A 23,011-nucleotide genomic window follows, 5' to 3' on the forward strand; every position below is an offset into this window, starting at 1 on the left:
CGCTTGGCTGTCCTAGGTTATTCACTGCTGACCGCTGTGATCGGCGCCGCCCCGGCGCCGACCTCGACCCGGAGGTCCCCATGCAATTGCCGGAATTGACCCAGCGCGCCCAGGCCGGAGAGGTGCGAGAACTCAATCTGCTGTCCATCGAGGGCGGCTTCTATGTGCTCGAAGTGCTCACCCATGACGGGCGCGCGCGCCTGACCGGGCGCGACGGCCACTTCTACCGGCTGGGCTCGGCGGCCCAGGCCCGGCGGTTGCTGGCCGAGCTGCCGGCAGTGCCGTGCTTTCTCATCCAGCACAGTGCCTACGACGAGATGGTCGGCATGGCGCCGCGCTCTTCCGCGCCCCTGAAGATCCCCCTGAACTACCGGAACGCCTCTTGAGCGCGGGCGCCATCCGGCGCCTGCTGCCGGTCTTCGGTGATCAGCTGTCGCCCCGGCTGGCGTCCCTGCGTGATGCCGATCCAGCCCAGGACGTGCTGTTGCTGGCGGAAGTCCGCAGCGAGACGAGCTACGTCCCGCATCATCCGCGCAAGATCGCCTTCATCTTCAGTGCAATGCGCCATTTCGCTACGGAAATGCGCGAACGCGGCTTCCAGGTCCACTACCGCACCCTCGATGATCCTGGGAACCAGGGCTCGCTGCCGGCCGAGATCGCCTTCTGGGCTCAGGCGCTGGGCGCGAGCGAGGTCCGCCTTACCGAGACCGGTGAGTGGCGGCTGGAGCGGGCGCTCCGCGAGCTCGACCTGGCAGTGCCCCTGCTGTGGCAGGGCGACGATCGCTTCCTCTGCAGCCGGGCAGCCTTCGCCCGCTGGGCCGGCGACCGCCGGCAACTGCGCATGGAAGCCTTCTACCGCGGGATGCGCAGGCGGCACGGCTGGCTGATGGCGGGACCGGACGAGCCCTGTGGTGGCGTCTGGAACCTGGACCAGGACAACCGCAAGGCATTGCCCAAGGGCCATGCCGCTCCCGAGGTACTCAGCTGTCCCCCCGATGCCAGTACCCGCGAGGTGCTCGACCTGATAGGCCGGACCTTCGCCCATCACTACGGGCGGCTGGACGGCTTCGACTATCCGGTGACCCGCGCCGATGCCGAGCGGCTCTGGCAGCACTTCCTGGCCACCGGACTCCAGGAATTCGGCAGCTATCAGGACGCCATGGCCCGCGGTGAGCCCTATCTGCATCACGCCCGCATCAGCGCGGCGCTTAACGTCGGACTGCTGGACCTGCGCCAGCTCTGCGCGGACGTGGACGCCGCCTATCGCGAGGGCCGGGTGCCGCTCAACAGTGCCGAGGGTTTCCTCCGTCAACTCATCGGCTGGCGTGAATACGTCCATGGCGTCTACTGGCTGCGCATGCCCGAGTACGCCGACCTCAACGTCCTGGGCAACACGCGCGCCCTGCCGGAGTTCTACTGGAGCGGGGCGACGGACATGGCCTGCATGCGCGAGGCCATCGGCCAGACGCTGGAGCTGGCCTATGCCCATCACATCCAGCGACTGATGGTCACCGGAAATTTCGCCCTGCTGGCGGGTATCGCGCCCCAGGCCATCGGCGAATGGTACCTGGCGGTGTACCTGGATGCCTTCGAGTGGGTCGAGCTGCCCAATACCCAGGCCATGGTCATGCATGCGGACGGCGGCTACCTGGCGAGCAAGCCCTATTGCGCCAGCGGCCAGTACATCCGCCGCCAGTCCGACTACTGCAAGGACTGCCGCTACCAGGTCGGCGAGGCGCTGGGCGAGACGGCCTGTCCCTTCAATGCCCTCTACTGGCATTTCCTCATCCGCCACCGGCAGCGATTCGCCCGCTATCCGCGCATGCTCAATCTCTATCGCAATCTCGACCGCCAGGCGCCGGAGCGGCAGCGGGCGCTCTGGCAGCGGGGCGAGGACCTGCTGGCGCGTCTCGACGCGGGAGAATCCCTGTGAAGAAGGCCGATCTGCCCACCAAGCTCTGTCCGGCCTGTCAGCGACCCTTCACCTGGCGCAAGAAATGGGCGAGAAATTGGGACGAGGTGCGCTACTGCTCCGAACGGTGCCGCCGCCAGCGCGGCAGTCTCCCGGGCGGCGAGCCGAGCCCCTGATGTGCTAGGCTCGCCTCCTTTTTTGTCACGATGGAAAGGCCGCTATGAACGACATCCTGCTCGATACCGACGAAGCCCGCGTCAGCTACGGCATAGGTCGCCAGTTGGGCGATCAGCTGCGCCAGAATCCGGTCCCCGGCATGCAGCTGGCCGCCGTGCTCGCCGGTCTGAACGAGGCCTTCGAGGGTCAGGACTCCCGGGTGGACGTCGACGCGCTGAACGCCAGCTTCCGCGTCATCCGTGAGCGCATGCAGGAAGAGTCGAAGGTCAAGGCCGCGGCGGCTGCCCAGGAAGGCGTCGACTACCTGAAAGCCAACGCCGAGCGCCCTGGCGTGGTGGTGCTGCCTTCCGGCCTGCAATACGAGGTGCTCACCCAGGGGGAGGGCGCCACGCCTACCCGTGAGGACCAGGTCCGCACCCACTATCACGGCACCCTCATCGACGGCAGCGTGTTCGACAGCTCCTACCAGCGCGGCCAGCCGGCCGAATTCCCGGTGGGCGGCGTGATCGCCGGCTGGACCGAGGCCCTGCAACTGATGCCGGCGGGCAGCAAGTGGCGCCTGCACGTGCCCAGCGAACTGGCCTATGGCGCCCAGGGCGTCGGCGGCATCCCGCCGCACAGCGTGCTGGTGTTCGACGTCGAGCTGCTCGACGTCCTCTAGGTCTTCAGACGTCCAGGCTCAGCGCTTCGTTGTCCGGACGCAGCGCCAGGGCGTAGCTGAACAGGAAGACCTGCCGGATCTGCTCCTTCACCACCCGCGGCTCGCTGGAGGTGAGGCTGTGCAGATCCAGCTCGCCCAGGTCCTTGAGTTCTTCGAGGGCCATCTCGTCCAGCTCGGCGCACACCTTGCCGGTCTCCCGGTTGAGGATGCGTAGATAGGGCTGCGGCCGATCCAGCCAGGCGTCGATCAGGTAAGTCATGGGCAGGGCTCCTCTGCTGCTATTTATGAGAATAATTCCTATTCGCTAAATAGCAAGCGGATTACCTGACTTTTTTAGTCGGACATGAAAAAGCCCGCGGTCGACGACGGCGGGCTCCGGCGGGAGATCGCGGATGTCAGTGGGTGCGGGCCACCGAGAAGCGGCCCAGCTCGGCCAGGGCATCGCGATATTCACTGGCGGGCAGGGCGTCCAGGCAGGCGATGGCGCGCTCGGCGAATTCCTGCGCCTTGCGCGCGGTGTAGTCGAGGGCGCCGGCGGCTTCGACGGCGGCGCGCACGCCTTCCAGGTCCTGGCTGCCGCCCTGGCGGATCGCCTGGCGGACCAGGGCGGCCTGCTCGGCATTGCCTTCGCGCATGGTCACGATCAGCGGCAGGGTCGGCTTGCCCTCGGCCAGGTCGTCACCGACGTTCTTGCCCAGGGCCACGGCGTCGCCCTGGTAGTCGAGCAGGTCGTCGACCAGCTGGAAGGCCACGCCCAGGTGATCGCCGTACCGGCGCAGGGCTTCCGCCTGCTCGGCGTTCGCCCCGGCGAGGATCGCCGCGCTGTGGGTGGAGGCCTCGAAGAGCATGGCGGTCTTGCCGCGGATGACCTCCATGTAGATCTCTTCGGTGGTGCTGGCGTCGCGGATCTTCGACAGCTGCAGCACCTCGCCCTCGGCGATGACGCGGGTCGCCTGGGAAATGATGCGCATCACCTCCATGGAGCCTAGCGCCACCATCATCTCGAAGGAGCGGGCATAGAGGAAATCGCCGACCAGCACGCTGGGCGCATTGCCCCAGAGGGCGTTGGCGGTGGAGCGGCCACGGCGCATCCCCGAGGCATCGACGACATCGTCGTGCAGTAGGGTGGAGGTGTGGAGGAATTCGATGGTCGCCGCCAGCAGCTGCAGGTCATGGTCGGCGCGCCCGAGCGCCTTGCCGGTCAGCAGCACCAGCAGCGGACGCAGGCGTTTGCCGCCCGCGGAGACGATGTAGTCGCCAATCTTCTCGACCAGCGGCACGCGCGAGGTCAGCTGCTGGCGGATGATGCCGTCTACGGCGGCGAAATCGTCCGTCACCACGCGATAGAAGGACTGGGATTGCTGCGTCATTGAGAGGTGTCCACTGGGGTTCCGGGCAATATTCAGGCGGCCGGACGGCGCATGACCGCCAGACTATGCCCTAGGGACCGGCACGAGTGCCATGCCCAGGGATTGCCATCGCGCTCCCGCGGCTCGCCGCTCACGCCGTTTCGGACGGGCACCGGCCCGGCATGGCCGCTGAACGAGGTTGCGCGGCATGCTAGGGGTGGGGTGGGGGCCTGTCAAGGCGCGGGCCGGCGACGCTTGCCTCCCGGCCGTTGCTTGCGTAGAATCGCGGGCCCTGAACATTCCTAGGGTTAACCCCCTGTCTTACGCAATTGCGCGGCGCTCCTTCCGGTCCCGTGCAGCCATGCCGGTCGACGATACCTCCTATAAAGCACCGGGTGAGCAGGTTTAACGGAGATTTACCATGTCCTACGCAGTTATCGTTACCGGTGGCAAGCAATACAAGGTCGCCGAAGGCGAATACCTGAAGGTCGAGAAGCTCGACATCGCCACCGGTGAAACCGTCACCTTCGACCAGGTTCTGCTGGTTGGCAACGGTGACGACGTCAAGATCGGTCTGCCGGTCGTTGATGGTGCCAAAGTGACCGCCGAAGTGACCGCCCAGGGCCGTCACGACAAGGTCACCATCATCAAATTCCGTCGTCGTAAGCATCACATGAAGCGTCAGGGCCACCGTCAGTGGTTCACCGAAATCAAGATCACTGGCATCCAGGCCTGATCTCGCCTCTAACGGAGAATTGACTCATGGCACACAAAAAAGCGGGTGGTTCTACTCGTAACGGTCGCGATTCCGAAAGCAAACGCCTTGGCGTGAAGCTGTACGGCGGCCAGGTCGTCAAGGCCGGCAACATCATCGTGCGTCAGCGCGGCACCCAGTACCATGCCGGTTACGGCGTGGGCCTCGGCAAGGATCACACCCTGTTCGCGAAAGTGGACGGCGTGATCAAGTTCGACGTGAAGGGCGCCTTCGGCCGTCGTTACGTGAGCATCGTCGCCGCCGCCTAAGGCTCGTGACGAAAGAAAAGCCCTGTCTACCCGACGGGGCTTTTTCGTTTGTAGTTAAGCTAGTGTGGTGTTTCAGAAGTTATCTGCGCAATTTTAGCGGCGCTTTTTCCGCCTGGGCGTTGTTGCCACTCCTCGCCATAGCCCTGCTATGACTCGTCGCGGCGCCTAGCCCAGACCGAAAATCACTCGCCAATTCTTGTGCGAACTCCTGAAGCACCACACTAGTTCCTTGTTTGCAGCGGCCCGCGAGCGCGGGAGGTCCAGATGAAATTCGTCGATGAAGTATCCATACACGTAAAAGCGGGTGACGGCGGCAACGGCATGATGAGTTTCCGCCGGGAGAAATTCATCGAGAAGGGTGGCCCCAATGGCGGTGACGGCGGCGATGGCGGGTCGATCTGGCTCGAAGCCGACCTCAACCTGAACACCCTGGTCGATTACCGTTACACCCGACGCTTCACCGCGCAGAATGGTGAGAAGGGCGGGAGCACCGAGTGCACCGGCGCCAAGGGTGAAGACCTGGTGCTGCCGGTCCCCGTGGGCACCACGGTGATCGATGCGGCAACCCAGGAGATCATCGGTGACCTGACCCAGCCCGGTCAGCGCATTCGCGTCGTCCAGGGCGGTTGGCACGGCCTGGGCAACACCCGCTTCAAGTCCAGCACCAACCGCGCACCGCGGCAGACCACCCCGGGCAAGCCCGGCGAAGAGCGTGATCTGAAGCTGGAGCTCAAGGTGCTGGCGGACATCGGTCTGCTCGGCCTGCCCAATGCCGGCAAGAGCACCTTCATTCGCGCCGTGTCGGCGGCCAAGCCCAAGGTGGCGGACTATCCCTTCACCACCCTGGTGCCCAACCTGGGCGTGGTCAGCGTGGGGCGCTTCAAGAGCTTCGTGGTCGCCGACATCCCCGGACTGATCGAGGGAGCCTCCGAGGGTGCCGGCCTGGGGATCCGTTTCCTCAAGCACCTGGCACGGACCCGCCTGCTGCTGCACCTCGTCGACATGGCGCCCCTGGATGAGAGCGATCCGGCCGAAGCGGCCGAGACCATCATCAACGAGTTGACCAAGTTCAGTCCGGCACTGGGCGAGCGTGACCGCTGGCTGGTGCTGAACAAGGCCGACCAGCTGCTCGACGAGGAGCGCGAGGAGCGCCTCAAGGCGGTCGTCGAGCATCTCGACTGGAAGGGGCCGGTCTTCGTCATCTCCGCCCTGGAGCGCGAGGGAACCGAGGCACTCTGCCAGGCGATCATGCAGTATTTGGACGAGCGCTCCCTGCGTATTGCTGAGGATCCTGCCTATGCCGAGGCATTGCAGGAGCTCGATCAGCAGATCGAAGACGAGGCGCGGGCACGGCTGCAGGCGCTAGATGACCAGCGTGCCCTGCGGCGCTCTGGCGTCAAGTCGGTGGACGATGCCGATGATGACTTCGACGATGACGAAGACGACGGCGACGGTCCGGAAATTATTTACGTACGGTAAGAAAGGAGCTTGCCCATGCGTGATCAGGTGTCTGGCGCCCAGCGCTGGGTGGTGAAGATCGGCAGTGCGCTGCTGACCGATGACGGTCGCTGCCTGGACGGCGGCGCCATGGCTGGCTGGGTCGAGCAGATGGTGGCCTTGCACCAGGCCGGCATCGAGCTGGTCCTGGTGTCCTCGGGAGCGGTGGCGGCGGGCATGAGTCGGCTCGGCTGGACGCAGCGCCCGACCGCCATCAATGAGTTGCAGGCGGCGGCGGCGGTGGGGCAGATGGGCCTGGTGCAGGCCTGGGAATCCAGCTTCGCCGAGCATCAGGTGCAGACCGCGCAGATCCTGCTCACCCATGACGACCTGTCCGATCGCAAGCGCTACCTCAATGCCCGCAGCACCCTGCGTACCCTGGTCAGCCTGGGCGTGGTGCCGGTGATCAACGAGAACGATACCGTCGTCACCGACGAGATCCGCTTCGGCGACAACGACACCCTGGCCGCCCTGGTGGCCAACCTGGTCGAGGCCGACCTGCTGGTCATCCTCACCGACCGCGACGGCATGTTCGACGCCGATCCGCGCAGCAATCCCGACGCCAGCCTCATTAGCGAAGCGCGGGCCGACGATCCGGCGCTGGACCTGGTCGCCGGCGGTACCGGGGGCGCCCTGGGGCGGGGCGGCATGCAGACCAAGCTGCGCGCCGCGCGCTTGGCAGCGCGTTCCGGAGCCTATACCGTCATCGTCGGCGGGCGCATCCAGCAGGTGCTCAGTCGCCTGCAGCAGGGCGAGCGGCTGGGCACCCTGCTGTCGCCCGAGCGTGGCCTGGTGGCGGCGCGCAAGCAATGGCTGGCCGGCCATCTGCAGGTGCGCGGTACCTTGCGGCTGGATGCGGGTGCGGTCCAGGCCCTGGTGGGCGGGCATCGCAGCCTGCTGCCGGTGGGCGTGCAGGAGCTGGAAGGCAGCTTTCGGCGTGGCGAGATGGTCGCCTGTGTCGGGCCCGATGGGCGCGAGGTGGCGCGCGGCCTGGTCAACTACAGTGCCACCGAGGCACGCCGGATCCTGGGGCGGCCCTCGGATGCCATCGTCGTCGAGCTGGGCTACGTCTACGAGCCCGAGTTGATCCACAGGGACAATCTGGTCCTGGTCTGATACCGGTGATCCTGGCGCCTCCCTGAGGGGCGTCAGGGCGCACAGAGCTCAGGCAATAAAAAACCCGGCCTAGGCCGGGTTTTTCATTCGAACGCTTATCAGGCAGCGGCGGGGATAGCCAGGGCCTTGATGTGCGCGTTCAGGCGGCTCTTGTGGCGAGCGGCCTTGTTCTTGTCGATGATGCCCTTGTCGGCCATGCGGTCGATGACCGGAACGGCAGCAACATAAGCGGACTTGGCTTTTTCCAGGTCCTTGGCTTCGATCGCCTTGACGACGTTCTTGATGTAGGTACGCACCATGGAGCGCAGGCTCGCATTGTGGCTGCGACGCTTCTCAGCCTGTTTGGCGCGTTTTTTGGCGGAGGGGGAGTTAGCCACCGTGGAGCTCCTTCGAAAAAGACTGTATTGGGTACAGAGCGAACTCTGTAGCAAGTACAGAGCTAAATTAAGGTCGCGAATCTTGACGTCCCTGGCGGCGCCTGTCAAGGCTGTCTGGATGGATATCCGGCTGGTCGCCGATGAAGGGCCTCGTTACACTCGATCGCTTGTGCCCATCGCGCGCCTGCGCTCGCTCGCACCTTTCGCCGCGCCCCCGCTGCCTTCACCGAGTCCGCCCCTAGCCATGAATCTGCTCAAGTCCCTGGCCGCCGTCAGCTCCATGACCATGCTGTCCCGCGTGCTGGGTTTCGTGCGCGACACCATCGTCGCCCGCACCTTCGGCGCCGGCATGGCCACTGACGCCTTCTTCGTCGCCTTCAAGCTGCCCAACCTGCTGCGCCGGATCTTCGCCGAGGGCGCCTTCTCCCAGGCCTTCGTGCCCATCCTCGCCGAATACAAGGCCCAGCAGGGCGAGGAGGCGACCCGCACCTTCCTGGCCTATGTCAGTGGCCTGCTGACCCTGGTGCTGGCGCTGGTCACGGTGCTGGGCATGCTGGCCGCGCCGCTGGTCATCTGGATCACCGCGCCGGGTTTCGCCGATACCCCGGAAAAGTTCGCCCTCACCTCCAGCCTGCTGCGGGTGACCTTTCCCTACATCCTGCTGATCTCCCTGGCGTCCCTCGCCGGCGCCGTGCTCAACACCTGGAACAGGTTCAGCGTGCCGGCCTTCGTGCCGACCCTGCTCAACATCAGCATGATCGTCTTCGCGCTGTTCCTCACCCCCTATTTCAATCCGCCGATCATGGCGCTGGCCTGGGCGACCCTGGTGGGTGGCCTGGCCCAGTTCCTCTATCAGCTGCCGCATCTGAAGCGCATCGGCATGCTGGTGCTGCCGCGGCTGAATCTGCGCGACAGCGGCGTCTGGCGGGTCATGCGGCAGATGGGGCCGGCGATCCTCGGGGTGTCGGTCAGCCAGATCTCGCTGATCATCAACACCATCTTCGCCTCCTTCCTGGTGGCCGGATCGGTCTCCTGGATGTACTACGCCGACCGGCTCATGGAGCTGCCCTCGGGCGTGCTCGGCGTCGCGCTGGGGACCATCCTGCTGCCCGCGCTGTCGCGCACCTATGCCAAGGCCGATCGCCAGGAGTATTCGCGCCTGCTCGACTGGGGGCTGCGGCTGTGCTTCCTGCTGGTGCTGCCCTGTGCCGCGGCCCTGGCGCTGCTGGCCGAGCCGCTGACCGCCGCGCTGTTCCAATACGGCCGCTTCGATGCCCACGATGCCCTGATGACCCAGCGCGCCCTGGTCGCCTATGCCGTGGGGCTGCTCGGCATCATCCTGGTCAAGGTGCTGGCGCCGGGCTTCTATGCCCAGCAGAACATCAAGACGCCGGTGAAGATCGCGCTCTTCACCCTGGCGGTGACCCAGGTGCTCAACCTCATCCTGATCGGTCCGTTGCAGCATGTCGGCCTGGCCCTGGCCATCGGTCTGGCCGCCTGTCTCAACGCAGGCCTTTTATTCTGGCAGTTGCGCCGCCATAACCTGTTCGTGCCCCAGCCGGGCTGGACCGGATTCCTGTTGCGGCTGCTGGTCGCGGTAGGGGCGATGAGCGCGGTGCTGTTCGGGCTCATGCAGTTGCTGCCCAGTTGGAGCGAGGGCTTGATGGCGCAGCGCCTGCTGCGCCTGGGTGGCCTGGTGGCGGCCGGGGTGCTGGCCTATTTCGCCAGTCTCTTCCTGCTCGGTTTCCGCCTGCGCGACTTCAATCGGCGGGCGGTACTCTAGGCGCCAGAGGATTGCACGAAGCCGGGTATGCGCCTGTCCTCGCGACGGGCATCCGGATATAATCGATTACTTTCTGAGCAATACCTACCCATGCAGCTGTTTCGCGGTCTCCATCATCTCGACGCCCTGCCCAAGGGCTGCGTTGCCACCATCGGCAACTTCGACGGGGTTCACCTGGGGCACCAGGCCATCCTCGCGCGGCTGCGTGAGCGAGCGGCGGAGCTCGGGGTGCCGAGCTGCGTGGTGATCTTCGAGCCGCAGCCGCGGGAATTCTTCCTCCCCGACATCGCCCCGGTGCGGCTGACCCGCCTGCGCGAGAAGCTCGAATGCTTCGCCCGCCTGGGCGTCGACAACGTGCTCTGCCTGAATTTCAACCGTCGGCTGCGCGAACTGTCGGCCGAGGCCTTCGTCCAGCAGGTGCTGGTGGAGGGGCTCGGGGTGAAGCACCTGGAGATCGGGGATGACTTCCGCTTCGGCTGCGATCGCGCGGGCGACTTCACCTACCTGAACCTGGCCGCCCGTGACCACGGCTTCACCCTGGAAGCCGCTACCACCGTCGAGCTGGATGGCCTAAGGGTCAGCAGTACGCTGATCCGCCAGGCCCTGGCCGAAGGTGACCTGGCCTTGGCCGAGCGGATGCTGGGGCGGCCCTATAGCCTCTCCGGGCGGGTGCTGCACGGCCAGAAGCTGGCGCGCCAGCTGGGTTGGCCGACCGCCAATGTCCAGCTCAAGCGGCGCCGCCCGCCACTGCGCGGCGTCTACCTGGTCAGCAGCCTGATCGATGGGCGGGTGGTGCCGGGCGTGGCCAACATCGGGCAGCGGCCGACGGTGCAGGGCGATGGCCGTCCGCACCTGGAGATCCATCTGCTGGACTTTGCCGGCGACCTCTATGGCCGCCACCTCAGCGTGACCTTCGTGCAGAAGGTGCGCGACGAACAGAAATTCGCCTCTCTGGAGGCCCTCAAGGCGGCGATCGAAGCGGACGTCGCCACGGCCCGCGCCTTCTGGCAGGGGCAACCGTCAACGAGCCTGGACTGACATGACCGATTACAAAGCGACGCTCAATCTGCCGGAAACGGCGTTCCCGATGAAAGCCGGCCTGCCCCAGCGTGAGCCGGAAGCGCTCAAGCGCTGGCAGGACATCGACCTGTACGGGAAGCTGCGCGCCATCGGCAAGGGCCGGCCGACCTTCATCCTGCATGACGGTCCGCCCTATGCCAACGGCAGCATCCACATCGGTCATGCGCTGAACAAGATCCTCAAGGACATCATCACCCGCTCCAAGACCCTGGCCGGCTACGATGCCCCCTATGTGCCGGGCTGGGATTGCCATGGCCTGCCCATCGAGCACAAGGTGGAGACCACCTTCGGCAAGAACCAGCCGGCGGACCTGACCCGCGAGCGTTGCCGCGCCTATGCCAGCGAGCAGATCGAGGAGCAGAAGGCCGGCTTCGTCCGCCTGGGCGTGCTGGGCGACTGGAGCAATCCCTACCTGACCATGAACTTCGCCAACGAGGCCGGCGAGATCCGCGCCCTGGCAGAGATGGTGAAGAACGGCTTCGTCTTCAAGGGCCTCAAGCCGGTCAACTTCTGCTTCGACTGCGGCTCGGCCCTGGCCGAGGCCGAGGTGGAGTACCAGGACAAGCGTTCCGACGCCATCGACGTGGCCTTCCCAGTCGCCGATGCCGACAAGCTGGCGGCCGCCTTCGGCCTCGGTGGCCTGGCCAAGCCCACCGCCATCGTCATCTGGACCACCACCCCCTGGACCATCCCGGCCAACCAGGCGCTCAACGTGCACCCCGAATTCACCTATGCCCTGGTGGACGTCGGTGATCGCCTGCTGGTGCTGGCCGAGGAGCTGGTGGAAAGCTGCCTGGCGCGCTACGGCCTGCAGGGCGAGGTGATCGCCACTGCCCCCGGTACCGCCCTGGAGCTGATCGACTTCCGCCATCCGCTGTACGAGCGGCTATCGCCCATCTACCTGGCCGAGTACGTCGAGCTGGGCGCTGGTACCGGCGTGGTGCACTGCTCGCCCGCCTACGGCGAGGACGACTTCCGCATCTGCAAGCAGTACGGCCTGAGCAACGACGACATCCTCAACCCGGTGCAGAGCAACGGCGTCTACGCCGAATCGCTGCCGCTGTTCGGCGGCCAGTTCATCTGGAAGGCCAACCCGGTCATCGTCGGCGCGCTGGAAGAGGCGGGCGCCCTGCTCAAGCACGAGGCGATCAACCACAGCTACATGCACTGCTGGCGCCACAAGACCCCGCTGATCTACCGTGCCACCGCCCAGTGGTTCGTCGGCATGGACAAGCAGCCCAACGAGGGCGCCACCCTGCGCGAGCGTTCCCTGGCGGCCATCGAGCAGACCCAGTTCGTCCCGGCCTGGGGCCAGGCGCGGCTGCACGGCATGATCGCCGGCCGGCCCGACTGGTGCATCTCGCGCCAGCGCAACTGGGGCGTGCCGATTCCCTTCTTCACCCACAAGGAAAGCGGCGAGCTGCATCCGCGTACCGTCGAGCTGATGGAAGCCGTCGCCCAGCGTGTCGAGCGCGAGGGCATCGAAGCTTGGTTCAAGCTCGATCCCGCCGAACTGCTCGGCGAAGAAGCCGGCCAGTACGACAAGAGCCGCGACACCCTCGACGTCTGGTTCGATTCCGGCACCACCCACTGGCACGTGCTGCGCGGTTCCCATGCCGAGCTGGCGCATACCCAGGGGCCGGTGGCCGATCTCTACCTGGAGGGCTCCGACCAGCACCGCGGCTGGTTCCATTCCTCGCTGCTGACCGGCTGCGCCATCGATGGCCATGCGCCCTACAAGGAATTGCTGACCCACGGCTTCACCGTGGACGAGCAGGGCCGCAAGCAGTCCAAGTCGCTGGGCAACGTGGTCGCCCCGCAAAAGGTCATCGACAGCCTGGGCGCCGACATCCTGCGCCTCTGGGTCGCCTCCACCGACTACACCGGCGAGATGGCGGTCTCCGACCAGATCCTGCAGCGCAGCGCCGATTCCTATCGCCGCATCCGCAACACCGCGCGCTTCCTGCTCTCCAACCTGTCCGGCTTCGACCCGGCGGTGAATAGCGTCGCGCCCGAGGACATGATCGACCTGGATCGCTGGGCCGTGGATCGCGCCCTGCTGCTGCAGCAGGAAATCGAGCAGGCCTACGCCGAGTACCGCTTCCTCAACGTCTACCAGAAGGTGCACAACTTCTGCGTGCAGGAGCTGGGTGGCTTCTACCTCGACATCATCAAGGACCGCCAGTACACCACCGGTGCCGACAGCCTGCCGCGGCGTTCCTGCCAGACCGCGCTGTACCTCATCGCCGAGGCCCTGGTGCGCTGGATCGCGCCCATCCTGTCCTTCACCGCCGACGAGATCTGGCAGTACCTGCCGGGCGAGCGGGAAGAGTCGGTGATGCTGACCACCTGGTACGACGGCCTCTTCGCCCTGCCCGAAGGCGCGACCCTGGATCGCGCCTACTGGGATCAGGTAATGGCGGTCAAGGCCGCGGTCAACAAGGAGCTGGAGAACCAGCGCGCGGCCAAGACCCTGGGCGGCAGCCTGCAGGCGGAGATCACCCTCTATGCCGACAGCGCCCTGCAGACCGTACTGGAGGCCCTGGGCAACGAACTCAGATTCGTGCTGATTTCCTCCCAGGCCGCTGTCCAGCCGCTGGAAAAGGCCCCGGAAGGCGCCGTGGCCAGCGAGCTGAGCGGCCTCAAGCTGGTGGTACGCAAGTCCGAAGCACCCAAGTGCGCCCGTTGCTGGCATCACAGCCACAGCGTGGGCCAGCATGCCGAGCATCCGGAAATCTGCGACCGCTGCGTGACCAACGTCTATGGGGCTGGCGAGGTGCGCGAGCATGCGTGAGGCCCAGCGCTTCGGCGCCTTGCCCTGGTTGGCCTTGAGCGTGCTGGTGATCCTGCTGGATCAGCTGAGCAAGGCCTACTTCCAGAACAACCTGTCGCTCTACCAGCAGGTGCCGGTCATTCCCGACCTGTTCAGCTGGACCCTGGCCTACAACACCGGTGCGGCCTTCAGCTTCCTGGCCGACCATTCCGGCTGGCAGCGCTGGTTCTTCGCCGGTATCGCCCTGGTGGTGAGCGTGGTGCTGGTGGTCTGGCTCAAGCGCCTGCGCAACGATACCTGGACCGCCATTGCCCTGGCCCTGATCCTCGGCGGTGCCCTGGGTAATCTCTATGACCGCATGGTCCTGGGGCACGTCATCGACTTCATCCTGGTGCACTGGCGCCAGGAGTGGCGCTTCCCGGCCTTCAACGTGGCCGACAGCGCCATCACCGTTGGCGCCATCATGCTGGCCCTGGACATGTTCCGTAAGAAGAAGCCGGAGGTCGCCCATGGCTGAGATCACCGTCGGCCCGGATACCCGGGTCACCCTGCATTTCGCCATCAAGCTGCAGAACGGCGACGTGGTGGACAGCACCTTCGACAAGGCGCCGGCTACCTTCACCGTTGGCGATGGCAACCTGCTGCCCGGGTTCGAGCAGGCGCTGTTCGGCCTGCAGGCCGGCGCCAAGACCAGCCTGACCATCCCGCCGGAGCGCGGCTTCGGACAGCCCAACGACGGCAATCTGCAGACCATGACGCGCGACGATTTCAGTGACATGGAGCTGTCGCCCGGTCTGCTGATCATCTTCAGCGACGCCGCCGGCGGCGAGATGCCCGGGGTGGTCAAGAGCTACGACGACGAGCAGGTGATCATCGATTTCAACCACCCGCTGGCCGGCCGTGTGCTGACCTTCGACGTGGAAATCCTGGCCATCGAGCCTGCCGTTTCTCACTGATCCAACGCCGCCCGCCGAGCGGGCAGAGGAGCCTATGCAGATCAAGCTCGCCAATCCCCGCGGCTTCTGCGCCGGCGTGGACCGCGCCATCGATATCGTCGACCGGGCGCTGGACGTCTTCGGTCCGCCGATCTACGTGCGTCACGAGGTGGTGCACAACAAGTTCGTGGTCGACAACCTGCGTGCCCGCGGCGCCGTCTTCGTCGAAGACGTGGCTGACGTGCCGGATGACGTCATCCTTATCTTCAGCGCCCATGGCGTTTCCCAGGCGGTGCGCCGCGAGGCGGCCGAACGGGGTCTCAAGGTGTTCGACGCCACCTGCCCGCTGGTGACCAAGGTGCACATGGAAGTGGCGCGCTATAGCCGCGACGGCCAGGAGTGCATCCTCATCGGCCACGCCGGGCACCCGGAAGTGGAGGGCACCATGGGCCAGTACGACGACCGTGCTGGCGGCGCCATCTACCTGGTGGAAGACGAGGAAGACGTCGAAAAGCTCGAGGTGCGCAACCCCGCAGCTCTGTTCTACGTCTCCCAGACCACCCTGTCGATGGACGACACCCGCAAGGTGATCGACGCCCTGCGCGCCAAGTTTCCCCTCATCAACGGCCCGCGCAAGAACGACATCTGCTACGCCACCACCAACCGCCAGGACGCGGTGAAGACCTTGGCGCTGGAAAGCGACGTGGTACTGGTGGTAGGCAGCCCTAACAGCTCCAACTCCAACCGTTTGCGCGAACTCTCCGAACGCCTGGGCACTCCGGCCTATCTCATCGACGGCGCCGAGGATATGCAGCAGAGCTGGTTCGAAGGCGTGCAACGCATCGGCGTTACCGCCGGCGCCTCGGCGCCCGAGGTCCTGGTCCGCGGTGTCATCGACCAGTTGCAGAGCTGGGGCGCCACCGGCGAAGTGGAACTGGAAGGCGAGCCGGAAAACATCACCTTCACCCTGCCGCGGGAGTTGAGGGTGAAGGCGGTGTGATCGGGCTGGCAGCGATCGGACTCAGCGCCAGCAATCCTGCACGCTTTTCGCCAATCCCGAGCTGGCCGTTGCCGTTATGTTCCTTCCCTTTATGCCGATGGCATTGAGGGTGAGGTTGCCACAGCGCGCCTCGTCCCCAAATTGTTGCCTGGCCGTCAGGGTATAACCGCCATCGCCTTGCGCGCTGCTGACCGCCAGCTGGTATTTGCCCGTTTCCGAACTCACCACCGTGGTTGCGCTGCCCCCAGAGCCTGAGGTGGTTGTGTTCTTCAGCTGTAACTGAGCCAGGTTCGCCTGGCTGGTCACATAGGTGTTGTTCTGCGCGAAGAAACGCTCCTGGCGCGCAGCGGCATCGAGCAGCAGGCTCTGGCCTTCGGCTCTATTGGCGCGGCGAACGTATTCCTGGTAGCTCGGATAGGCGATGGCCGAGAGGATGGCAACGATGGCCACCGCGATGAGCAGCTCAATGAGGGTAAAGCCACGGAGCTGCTTCACGGGTAGGTTAGCCGATGCAATCGGCGGTGAATGTGAAGCGTCTCTATCAGCGGCTCTCCCTCGGTCGATCCCGAGCACGCTACGCTCGTCCCGGGTGTGACCTGAAAGATCGCCGGTCCGGCATTTGGCGCACCGCTGTCGACTACGGTGTTGGGCAGGCGATACCGTTGTCCGTCGATGACGATCTCGTTCCGATCAGGCCTGACCGACTCGATCGTGCCAGCGATTTCAAAGGTCTCTGCATAGCTTTCTACACTGGCCAGTAGCGCAACCAGAGCCAGGAACAGGGCCGTTGGCTTCATTGCTCGCTATCCTCCTCGTCGATCAGGCGCCAACTCTGCCGGCCGGTGGCATCGGGTCCGCTGTAGAACATTTCCGGCGACCGCAATTTGTCCGGATCGTTGAGCCAAATGCGATCACCCACGACGGTGGGAGGGCCGAAGCCAGCCAAACGTATCATGGACACGGGGCGTTTATTGAAGCCGTCCGCCAGGTTGATTTGGCGATTGCGGGTGAGGTCGAGCACGTCGTAGCTGAAGGCGCCGCCCGTGGTGGCGTCCAAGGCGAGCAACCAGCCACTGACGCCGGGTTCACAGGGATCGCTGTTGGGCACCAGGGTACTGGCCAACAAGACCCGAGCGCGTGTGACCATGTCGAAGGCCAGCATCTCGCCCTGGAGCGAATCGCCATTCTTGAGATCCAGATACCAACCATACTTGGCGACGCTCGTACCGTCGGCGTTATACCAGTTGACCGGATTGGAGCTGAGCATGCGGTACTCGCGTGTTGTGCCACCGCCATCGCTGTCGGTGAAGGCCGACGTCGCACTGGCTGTCAGGGTCTGCGCGACCAGATTGGCACGGCTCAGCGTGGGAGTAGTGGTAGAGGTGCCTTGGGCTGGATCCAGCTGGTTGTCCCATATGCCGTAGAGCGACATGCTGCGTGTCTTGTCGGGTGTGGCATCGCCGTCCGTCACATAGCGACCGGTACCGAAGGCGACGATATAGCCACGTTGCAGCGGGTGCTGGACGAGTGAAGGTGCAGCCATGATGGGTTGGGCGACGTCCTGGCCACTGACATTCCTGACCGTGGCGCGGTACAGCGGCTTGCCGCCGAAGGCAACCCGCCAGTCACCTGACGCCGAGGTGGCAAGTCTGCCATCGCTACCGATCACGGTGAAACTTGTCTGGTTCCTGCCGAATAGATCGAATCGCCAGAGGTTGCCCAGCAAGTCGCCGGCATAGAGGTACTCGGTGATCAGGTCGCCATTCAAATCGACCGGTCGCACCGTGGATAGACCGTTGACGCCAACGCCCGCTGGCGGAACCAGCTTGCTGATCACGGTTCCATTGACGGCGTTGAGCACGAACAGCGCTGCGCGATCGTTCTTGCTGCCATAGCCGTTGCCGAAGACCACCCCCCAATTGCCGTCATGAAGGCGAATGACCGAGGGTTGGCCGAACAGGTAACCGAGATCGCTATCATTCTGGTCGCTGAATTCCCAGAGCAGCTTCTCCTTGCCGGGCTCGGTGACATCCAGGGCGAACAGTGCCGTGCCACCACCGCGCAACGTGCCTACCAGGATGGTGCGCCACTTGTTGTCGATGAGGATTTCGGACGTGACGGGAGTGCCATCCACGAAGTAGCGATGCATGGTGCCTTTGTAGCGTTGGGAAGGCAGCCAGTGCAGGTTGGCGAACACTGCCGAAGGCACGAAAGCGAAGCGTTCGATGCCGTCATCATCGAAGCCGTGCAGCATGCCGTCGTTGGCACCCACGTAGATCCGCTTGGCGCGCCTGCTCTGCGTAGCGAAGAATTCGCTATAGCGTTGAATGGCGGAGTTGGCCAGGGCGCCGCTCAGCCGATCCTGTTCGATGGCCAGGACCAGGGGGCTTTCAGCGGCGCCGACGACTGCCGGACTGGAGTTGATGATGTCGCCAAGCAGGTAGCGTCGCTCGCGAAACTGATCACTGTCGGTGCCCTCATTGCTTCGATCACCCAGGATGTAGTCGAGCCGCGCTTGCCCCAGCGTGTCGGCCTTACCATCATCGCCGACGTTGAGCTGGGCCTTTTGAGTGTCATTGAGCGCGCTCCATTGCAGCCTGCTCAGGGTGCCTTGACGGGCAAAGGTAATGTTGCGTCCGGTACCGGTCAGCAGATCCCGGGCATCCCAGACCATCGTGGGTTCCTGGGTGGCGTTATCTATCTGGTTCTTGACCAGTTGCCCGCTCCAGTCTTCCGTGGAGAAGCGAACGAAGTAGGCTTCGTTGTCTTGACTGATGCGCGAGGATTCTACGGCGACAGCCGCTGCGGAGGTCTGGCGATCGCCAATGCGAGAAAGGATGGTCTGGAAGGCTCCGGCCAGGGTGTCTGGACTGTCGGCGGCGAAGAATTCCCCGCGCGAGTTAATCGCTGCGTGCCAAAGGTCATAGACGTTGCTTTCGCTCAGACTGCTGACATTGGGCCAGCTGGCCGTACCCGCTACCAGCTTTTCGTACCCGCCTGCATAGGTCGATCCTGCCCATTTCGGATCGTCGTCGAGACTGCCGCTGAGACCCAGGCCAATAGTGTAGTTGGTCAGATGTTGCCAGGTAGCGGGATCATTGCGTGCATCGAAGTATTCGGCAGTCGGATCGCTACTGTTCTTGAAGGGAATATAGGGTTTGATCTTGTTGTCCAGCGATCTGGCGTCTGTCGCCCAGTAATACAGCGCCAAGTCGGCGAGGGAGCGGTTGTTCTGATAGGCGCCGCTCGGGCGGTCGCTGAAGGGCATGCGTGGCATGTAGGTCTTGCCATCCGGAAGAGAAATTCCTGCTCTGTCGCTATCGTAATCCCGTAGTTCGTTGGCACCGTTGTTTTCGTTCCAGACGCCATCAGTCATCAGGATGTGATAGGTCGGTCGGCAGGCGTATTCCGTTCCTATGGAGGTGCCGGGATTTTCAGCATAGGGTCCGTCGACCGTCGTGTCCTTCAGCAGCTCGCCCGCGCGCGTCAAGGCTCGCTTGAGCGGGGTACCGCCACTGGCGCTGAAGTTGGCAAGGAAACTGTAGAAATTGGCTTTGTGTTGGCCGCTGAAGGTTCTCAAGGCGTTGCTGTAGCAATTGCCGGTAGCTGTCCCTGAGCCAATTCTGTTACAGGCCGAGTTGAGACTCTGCCAGGATAGGCGCAGCGTTTCTGGCAGCCGATAAAAGGCCAGGCTCGCCGCCGATTGGGTCGCTAATTCACGGGTGCGGTAATACGAGTACCAGATGGCGAAGTTGGTCTTCTGCGCATCCGAGGTCAGCTTGCCAGCCGTGTAGCATCTTTCATTGGTGATGTTGGCATCTGTCGCCGCATTACAGGTGAAGTCGTAATAGTATTCGGAGACGTCCGATTCGTCGTTCACGTTCCGGTAGTAATCATAGGCGCGCGTCGCCCGGTAGTTGCTCGCCAGACTCAGGGCACCCTGCTGCAGGAAGCCATTCTTCCAGGCATTGGTCAGGCTCGGCGTAGGGTAGTCGGTGATGACCAGATTGCCCTGTTCGAAGGTAACCTTCTTGGGGACTTGATAGGTGACGGTAGGATCGTAATAACTACCGTTATAGGTCCTGGATTTGAAGTAGACCTTGTTTTTGGCCGCATGCGAATCGGGCGTGTAGCCGGATTGCATGCTGCCTGAATCGTCCAGCGTAACCAGGATATTGGGGGCCACGGACTGATTGAGAAACAGCGGTTGGTTGCTGGGCACGATTTGCGCTGCATGCACCGGGGCGGCGGCCATCAAGCCGCAGGCCAGGTACCGTAGCGTCGAGAGGATCCTCTGGATATTCGACATCATAGGTTCTCAATAGCGCTGGACTTGAGTGGACTGACCGGTCGCGGTGAGGCGTGACGAGTAGCCCCGCGAGGTCGCGTTGTTTTGGTAGTAGTAGGGGCCTACGCCACGACGACGCAGGACCGGGTCGGTCACCTCGACATTGCCTTGGGAATTGGCTGGATCGAAGCCAATGAAGGCCGTATGCCAGCGCGGCTGCTGGTCGAGGTTGTAGAGTGTGGTGGTGGTGCTGGCGTTGCCCTGGTACGGCAGCGCGTTCTGTTCCTGCTGCCACCAGTTCCAGTCGTTGACGTGCAGATTGCTGGGTAGCCTGGCGAACAGGCATATCTTCGCGGTGTCTCGGCAATCAGCGGTGGTATCCGGCGGACCGAGATTCAGCGCCAGCCGCGTTTCCGCCTCGCGCAACGCTGACTCCACGCCATTGACCGCGGCCAGGCGATCACGGGAGTAGCCGACGAGCTTTTCCTCTACCACGGTGTTGCGCATGCCGGTGATGGCGAGCAGGGTGACCAGCAGCAGCATGATCATGGCGATCAGCAATACCGCGCCCCTTTGCCGTGTGACGTTGGGAGCCATCATGGCGCCAGGTTCCTCAAGGTGACAGTGCTCTGTACGGAGCGATAGAGACTGTTGTCGGGGGCGGTCGTGGCTTCAGCCGCATCGAGTGGAAAGAAGTATTCCTGCCTGCCGAGCGCTACCTGAGCGCTTTCACTGCGCTGCAGGATCGCGATCCTGACGGCTACCAGATCGGTACCGGCGGCTGGATTGGAAATGAAGGTATCGGCCAGCCGGTCGGCGTTCTTGTCCTGGCCGTAGATGAACTGCAGGTTGCCAATGCCAGAGACGAAGGCTTGCGCGGCCTGGCCCTGAGCGGCACATACCAGAGTGTCGTTGCTGGCATCACGTCCGATGCGGGTGACGATGGCGGTGGTGACGTTGATCTGATTGCCCAGGCAGTCGAGCTCCGTCCTGCTGCGCCGCTGATAGCGCAGACAGACGCCCTGGCCATCGGTCGTGGGCACGATGCTCTGGCGACTGGCGAACGCCGGGCAGCCGTCAGCCGCGGCGAGGGCAGGGAAGGCCAGCTCACGCGCATCCTGGGCCCTGGTGCGATAACCGGCCTTGAGCAGATATTGCTCGATCAGCATGAGCGCGAAACGGCTGCTGTCCTGATTGCCGAGCTGATTGTTCAGACTGAGCGCATGCAGGCGGCCGTTGAGGAATGCCTGGGTCACACCGATGATCAGAAAGCTGCCCAGCGCCAAGGCGATGAGCAACTCCACCAGCGAGATACCCTTGGATCGGCGGCGGACCACTGCGCGGCCCCCCGGCTCAAGGCTGGAAACTGATGCGGTAGTATTCACGATGATCGGCGTCCAGTGAGGGGCAGGTCTGTCCGGACGGGCAGGCATCCTTGCCCAGCCAGGCGAGTTGAATGAGGATTGCCGAGCCCGTTTGCGAGCAGGGCGTGGCAGCGGTTGGATTCTGGGTCGCACAGATGACGTACTGGTTCTTCAGCAGGTCATCGTTATCGCCTATGGGTAGGGTACGGCGTACCTGCTGCACCCATCCGGCTAGTTGATCCTCTGCCAGCTGACTGGGCGTACAGCCGTTCGTGTTACGACAACTACTGGTGCGCGTGGTCGGGAAGTCGTTGCCAGCCGCCTTGAAGTAGGAGGAGTCGGTGGCGAGTTGGCCATTACTGCCGATAAGCTGCCCGCGATTGCTGCGCATCATCTCGATGAGGTCCGCGGCGAGCATCGCCGCGGCGTTACGGTTACCTGCCTCATTGGTGTATCTCAGGGTTTTACCCTGCAAGGCGGCCAGGCCGAGTACGCCGATGCAGATCACCACCAGGGCGATCAGTACCTCGATCATGCTGAAGCCGTCGGCCGACCTAGAGCGTACATTGGGTGAGCGCTTTGCCATCTTCGTCCTTTCCTTGGGCTGGGGTTCGCGAGCGGCCCGTACGGTCGATCAGCAGCTTCTGGGCACCGGTCGCCTGATTGTCCGCGCAGAGTAGTGCCACCAGGTTGGTATTCAGGGTGCCATTGGCGCGAAGGGTGACGTTCGCTGAATTGGTCGCCACCGTGACGCCACTCAGGGTCACCTGGCGCAGGGTTTGACTACCTGACGTCACGCTCCAGGTGTCACCCGCGCGTGCGACTGCAATGGAAGCTGCGCGGGTCAGGGCTTCGGCACGAGCGTATTGGAACAGGCCATTGAGCTCGGAGAGCGCGGCGGCGACGCGATTGCTGCGCAAGGATCCCGTGAAACTGGGCGCGGCAAAGCTGGCGACGATGGCGACGAGGGCTATCACTACCAGCAATTCAACCAGAGTGATGCCACGAGACGCTCGCGAGTGCATCGGATCTTCCTTGAAGACAGCGTTATCAGACCAGTGTGTCAAAGGCGATACAGACCGGCCCAGCCCCTCTAGACTGCCGGAAGCCTACCGCTGACGATCGGTCACGTCTGGGCAGATACCTCGTTACAGCGTCTGTGATCCCGCGTTTCAGGGGTGCGGTGGCGTAGGCGTCCCTGCCGATTGACGACCAGCGCCCAGACGGGCTGGCCCTGGGTATTGCACAACACGAAGGTACCATTGCCCATCTGCGTGGTGCCGTTGCTCTGATAGATGATGACCGTGGCACTGGGTGAAAAGAGCAGCAGACGCTGGCGCCTGTGGGCGTTAGGCGTACTGAGCAGCACCCGGTCCTCGGCATCCAGGATCTGCCAGCCCAGGCTCCAGTCGGTGCCGCAGACTCCGCTGGGGTCGATTGGGCAGACCCGCACGCGCTGACCGCGTTGTACGCCTTGTTGGCGCGCATAGCCAAGGTGCTTGGTCAGGGTATGCAGGGTGCTCGTATGCCGCTGTCGATCAACCAACGCCTGCAGGGCTGGCACCGCGATAGCGGCTCCGATGACCAGCACCAGGATGACGGTACAAAGTTCGATCAGCGTCAGACCGGACTGACGGCGATATGCGACGATGGATCTCATTCCTTGATCTCCTTGA

General features: G+C 64.1%; 25 protein-coding genes. 14 read left to right on the plus strand and 11 right to left on the minus strand.

Annotation, left to right across the window (positions count from 1 at the left end):
- Nucleotides 1-80: 80 nt before the first annotated feature.
- From FSV73_RS08920 to FSV73_RS08935, 4 genes are read left to right on the plus strand one after another with little or no spacing between them, the layout of a single operon-like run.
- On the plus strand, nt 81-386 hold the full coding sequence (locus FSV73_RS08920) for a DUF6482 family protein (protein ID WP_145006907.1): 306 nt from the start codon (nt 81-83) through the stop codon (nt 384-386).
- The gene (locus tag FSV73_RS08925) at nt 383-1,933 is read left to right on the plus strand and encodes a cryptochrome/photolyase family protein (protein ID WP_145006909.1); all 1,551 of its coding nucleotides are present in this window, start codon (nt 383-385) and stop codon (nt 1,931-1,933) included. The genes FSV73_RS08920 and FSV73_RS08925 overlap by 4 nt, the downstream gene beginning before the upstream one ends.
- Nucleotides 1,930-2,088, plus strand: coding sequence for a DUF2256 domain-containing protein (locus tag FSV73_RS08930; RefSeq protein ID WP_145006911.1), 159 nt, complete (start codon nt 1,930-1,932; stop codon nt 2,086-2,088). The genes FSV73_RS08925 and FSV73_RS08930 overlap by 4 nt, the downstream gene beginning before the upstream one ends.
- A 44-nt stretch (nt 2,089-2,132) precedes the next feature.
- Nucleotides 2,133-2,750: an FKBP-type peptidyl-prolyl cis-trans isomerase gene (locus FSV73_RS08935; RefSeq protein WP_145006913.1), complete on the plus strand. Its 618-nt coding sequence runs from the start codon at nt 2,133-2,135 to the stop codon at nt 2,748-2,750.
- 4 nt (nt 2,751-2,754) lie between these two features.
- Here the strand turns inward: FSV73_RS08935 and FSV73_RS08940 are convergent, their stop codons facing one another.
- Both FSV73_RS08940 and FSV73_RS08945 read right to left on the minus strand, forming a co-directional pair.
- Nucleotides 2,755-3,009, minus strand: a complete 255-nt coding sequence (locus FSV73_RS08940; RefSeq protein ID WP_145006915.1) for a hypothetical protein — start codon at nt 3,007-3,009, stop codon at nt 2,755-2,757.
- 136 nt (nt 3,010-3,145) lie between these two features.
- Nucleotides 3,146-4,120 (minus strand): polyprenyl synthetase family protein, encoded by a 975-nt coding sequence (locus tag FSV73_RS08945; protein WP_145006917.1) that lies wholly within the window; start codon nt 4,118-4,120, stop codon nt 3,146-3,148.
- Between the two features lie 400 nt (nt 4,121-4,520).
- Here FSV73_RS08945 and rplU point away from each other — a divergent pair, with 400 nt between their 5' ends.
- The 4 genes from rplU to proB all read left to right on the plus strand — a co-directional run bounded on the left by rplU (nt 4,521) and on the right by proB (nt 7,735).
- On the plus strand, nt 4,521-4,835 hold the full coding sequence (rplU, locus tag FSV73_RS08955) for a 50S ribosomal protein L21 (protein ID WP_007160791.1): 315 nt from the start codon (nt 4,521-4,523) through the stop codon (nt 4,833-4,835).
- Nucleotides 4,836-4,861: 26 nt separating this feature from the next.
- Nucleotides 4,862-5,122, plus strand: coding sequence for a 50S ribosomal protein L27 (gene rpmA / locus FSV73_RS08960; RefSeq protein ID WP_007160792.1), 261 nt, complete (start codon nt 4,862-4,864; stop codon nt 5,120-5,122).
- 264 nt (nt 5,123-5,386) lie between these two features.
- On the plus strand, nt 5,387-6,601 hold the full coding sequence (cgtA, locus tag FSV73_RS08965) for an Obg family GTPase CgtA (RefSeq protein WP_145006921.1): 1,215 nt from the start codon (nt 5,387-5,389) through the stop codon (nt 6,599-6,601).
- 15 nt (nt 6,602-6,616) lie between these two features.
- Nucleotides 6,617-7,735, plus strand: a complete 1,119-nt coding sequence (proB, locus tag FSV73_RS08970) for a glutamate 5-kinase (RefSeq protein WP_145006923.1) — start codon at nt 6,617-6,619, stop codon at nt 7,733-7,735.
- 98 nt (nt 7,736-7,833) lie between these two features.
- Here the strand turns inward: proB and rpsT are convergent, their stop codons facing one another.
- Entirely contained in the window at nt 7,834-8,112 is a 279-nt protein-coding gene (gene rpsT / locus FSV73_RS08975; RefSeq protein ID WP_058760758.1) for a 30S ribosomal protein S20, read from the minus strand.
- 244 nt (nt 8,113-8,356) lie between these two features.
- Between rpsT and murJ the strand changes: the two genes are divergently transcribed.
- The 6 genes from murJ to ispH all read left to right on the plus strand — a co-directional run bounded on the left by murJ (nt 8,357) and on the right by ispH (nt 15,683).
- Nucleotides 8,357-9,895: a murein biosynthesis integral membrane protein MurJ gene (gene murJ / locus FSV73_RS08980; protein WP_145006925.1), complete on the plus strand. Its 1,539-nt coding sequence runs from the start codon at nt 8,357-8,359 to the stop codon at nt 9,893-9,895.
- 90 nt (nt 9,896-9,985) lie between these two features.
- A complete protein-coding gene (ribF, locus tag FSV73_RS08985; RefSeq protein WP_145006926.1) occupies nt 9,986-10,933 on the plus strand; it encodes a bifunctional riboflavin kinase/FAD synthetase in 948 nt (315 codons plus the stop codon).
- Nucleotide 10,934: 1 nt separating this feature from the next.
- The gene (ileS, locus tag FSV73_RS08990) at nt 10,935-13,769 is read left to right on the plus strand and encodes an isoleucine--tRNA ligase (protein WP_145006928.1); all 2,835 of its coding nucleotides are present in this window, start codon (nt 10,935-10,937) and stop codon (nt 13,767-13,769) included.
- The gene (gene lspA, locus FSV73_RS08995) at nt 13,762-14,265 is read left to right on the plus strand and encodes a signal peptidase II (RefSeq protein ID WP_145006930.1); all 504 of its coding nucleotides are present in this window, start codon (nt 13,762-13,764) and stop codon (nt 14,263-14,265) included. The genes ileS and lspA overlap by 8 nt, the downstream gene beginning before the upstream one ends.
- A complete protein-coding gene (gene fkpB, locus FSV73_RS09000) occupies nt 14,258-14,704 on the plus strand; it encodes an FKBP-type peptidyl-prolyl cis-trans isomerase (RefSeq protein WP_145006932.1) in 447 nt (148 codons plus the stop codon). The genes lspA and fkpB overlap by 8 nt, the downstream gene beginning before the upstream one ends.
- Nucleotides 14,705-14,738: 34 nt before the next feature.
- Nucleotides 14,739-15,683 (plus strand): 4-hydroxy-3-methylbut-2-enyl diphosphate reductase, encoded by a 945-nt coding sequence (gene ispH, locus FSV73_RS09005; protein ID WP_145006934.1) that lies wholly within the window; start codon nt 14,739-14,741, stop codon nt 15,681-15,683.
- Nucleotides 15,684-15,704: 21 nt separating this feature from the next.
- Here the strand turns inward: ispH and FSV73_RS09010 are convergent, their stop codons facing one another.
- The 8 genes from FSV73_RS09010 to FSV73_RS09045 form a co-directional block, all read right to left on the minus strand.
- Nucleotides 15,705-16,178, minus strand: coding sequence for a type IV pilin protein (locus FSV73_RS09010; protein ID WP_145006936.1), 474 nt, complete (start codon nt 16,176-16,178; stop codon nt 15,705-15,707).
- Nucleotides 16,175-16,480: a PilY2 family type 4a fimbrial biogenesis protein gene (locus FSV73_RS09015; RefSeq protein ID WP_145006938.1), complete on the minus strand. Its 306-nt coding sequence runs from the start codon at nt 16,478-16,480 to the stop codon at nt 16,175-16,177. The genes FSV73_RS09010 and FSV73_RS09015 overlap by 4 nt, the downstream gene beginning before the upstream one ends.
- The gene (locus FSV73_RS09020) at nt 16,477-19,995 is read right to left on the minus strand and encodes a pilus assembly protein (RefSeq protein ID WP_145006940.1); all 3,519 of its coding nucleotides are present in this window, start codon (nt 19,993-19,995) and stop codon (nt 16,477-16,479) included. Before FSV73_RS09020 ends, FSV73_RS09015 begins: the two co-directional genes overlap by 4 nt.
- Before the next feature lie 6 nt (nt 19,996-20,001).
- A complete protein-coding gene (locus tag FSV73_RS09025; RefSeq protein WP_145006942.1) occupies nt 20,002-20,571 on the minus strand; it encodes a pilus assembly PilX family protein in 570 nt (189 codons plus the stop codon).
- A complete protein-coding gene (locus FSV73_RS09030) occupies nt 20,568-21,404 on the minus strand; it encodes a PilW family protein (RefSeq protein ID WP_145006944.1) in 837 nt (278 codons plus the stop codon). The genes FSV73_RS09025 and FSV73_RS09030 overlap by 4 nt, the downstream gene beginning before the upstream one ends.
- Nucleotides 21,325-21,921 carry a type IV pilus modification protein PilV gene (gene pilV / locus FSV73_RS09035; RefSeq protein WP_145006946.1) on the minus strand — a complete coding sequence of 199 codons (597 nt, stop codon included), beginning with the start codon at nt 21,919-21,921 and terminating at the stop codon, nt 21,325-21,327. The genes FSV73_RS09030 and pilV overlap by 80 nt, the downstream gene beginning before the upstream one ends.
- Nucleotides 21,890-22,360 carry a pilus assembly FimT family protein gene (locus tag FSV73_RS09040; protein WP_145006948.1) on the minus strand — a complete coding sequence of 157 codons (471 nt, stop codon included), beginning with the start codon at nt 22,358-22,360 and terminating at the stop codon, nt 21,890-21,892. The genes pilV and FSV73_RS09040 overlap by 32 nt, the downstream gene beginning before the upstream one ends.
- A gap of 101 nt (nt 22,361-22,461) precedes the next feature.
- On the minus strand, nt 22,462-22,995 hold the full coding sequence (locus tag FSV73_RS09045) for a GspH/FimT family pseudopilin (RefSeq protein WP_145006950.1): 534 nt from the start codon (nt 22,993-22,995) through the stop codon (nt 22,462-22,464).
- Nucleotides 22,996-23,011 lie beyond the last annotated feature (16 nt).

The sequence above is a fragment of the Pseudomonas oryzihabitans genome, from assembly GCF_007665395.1.
Classification (GTDB): domain Bacteria; phylum Pseudomonadota; class Gammaproteobacteria; order Pseudomonadales; family Pseudomonadaceae; genus Chryseomonas; species Chryseomonas psychrotolerans_C.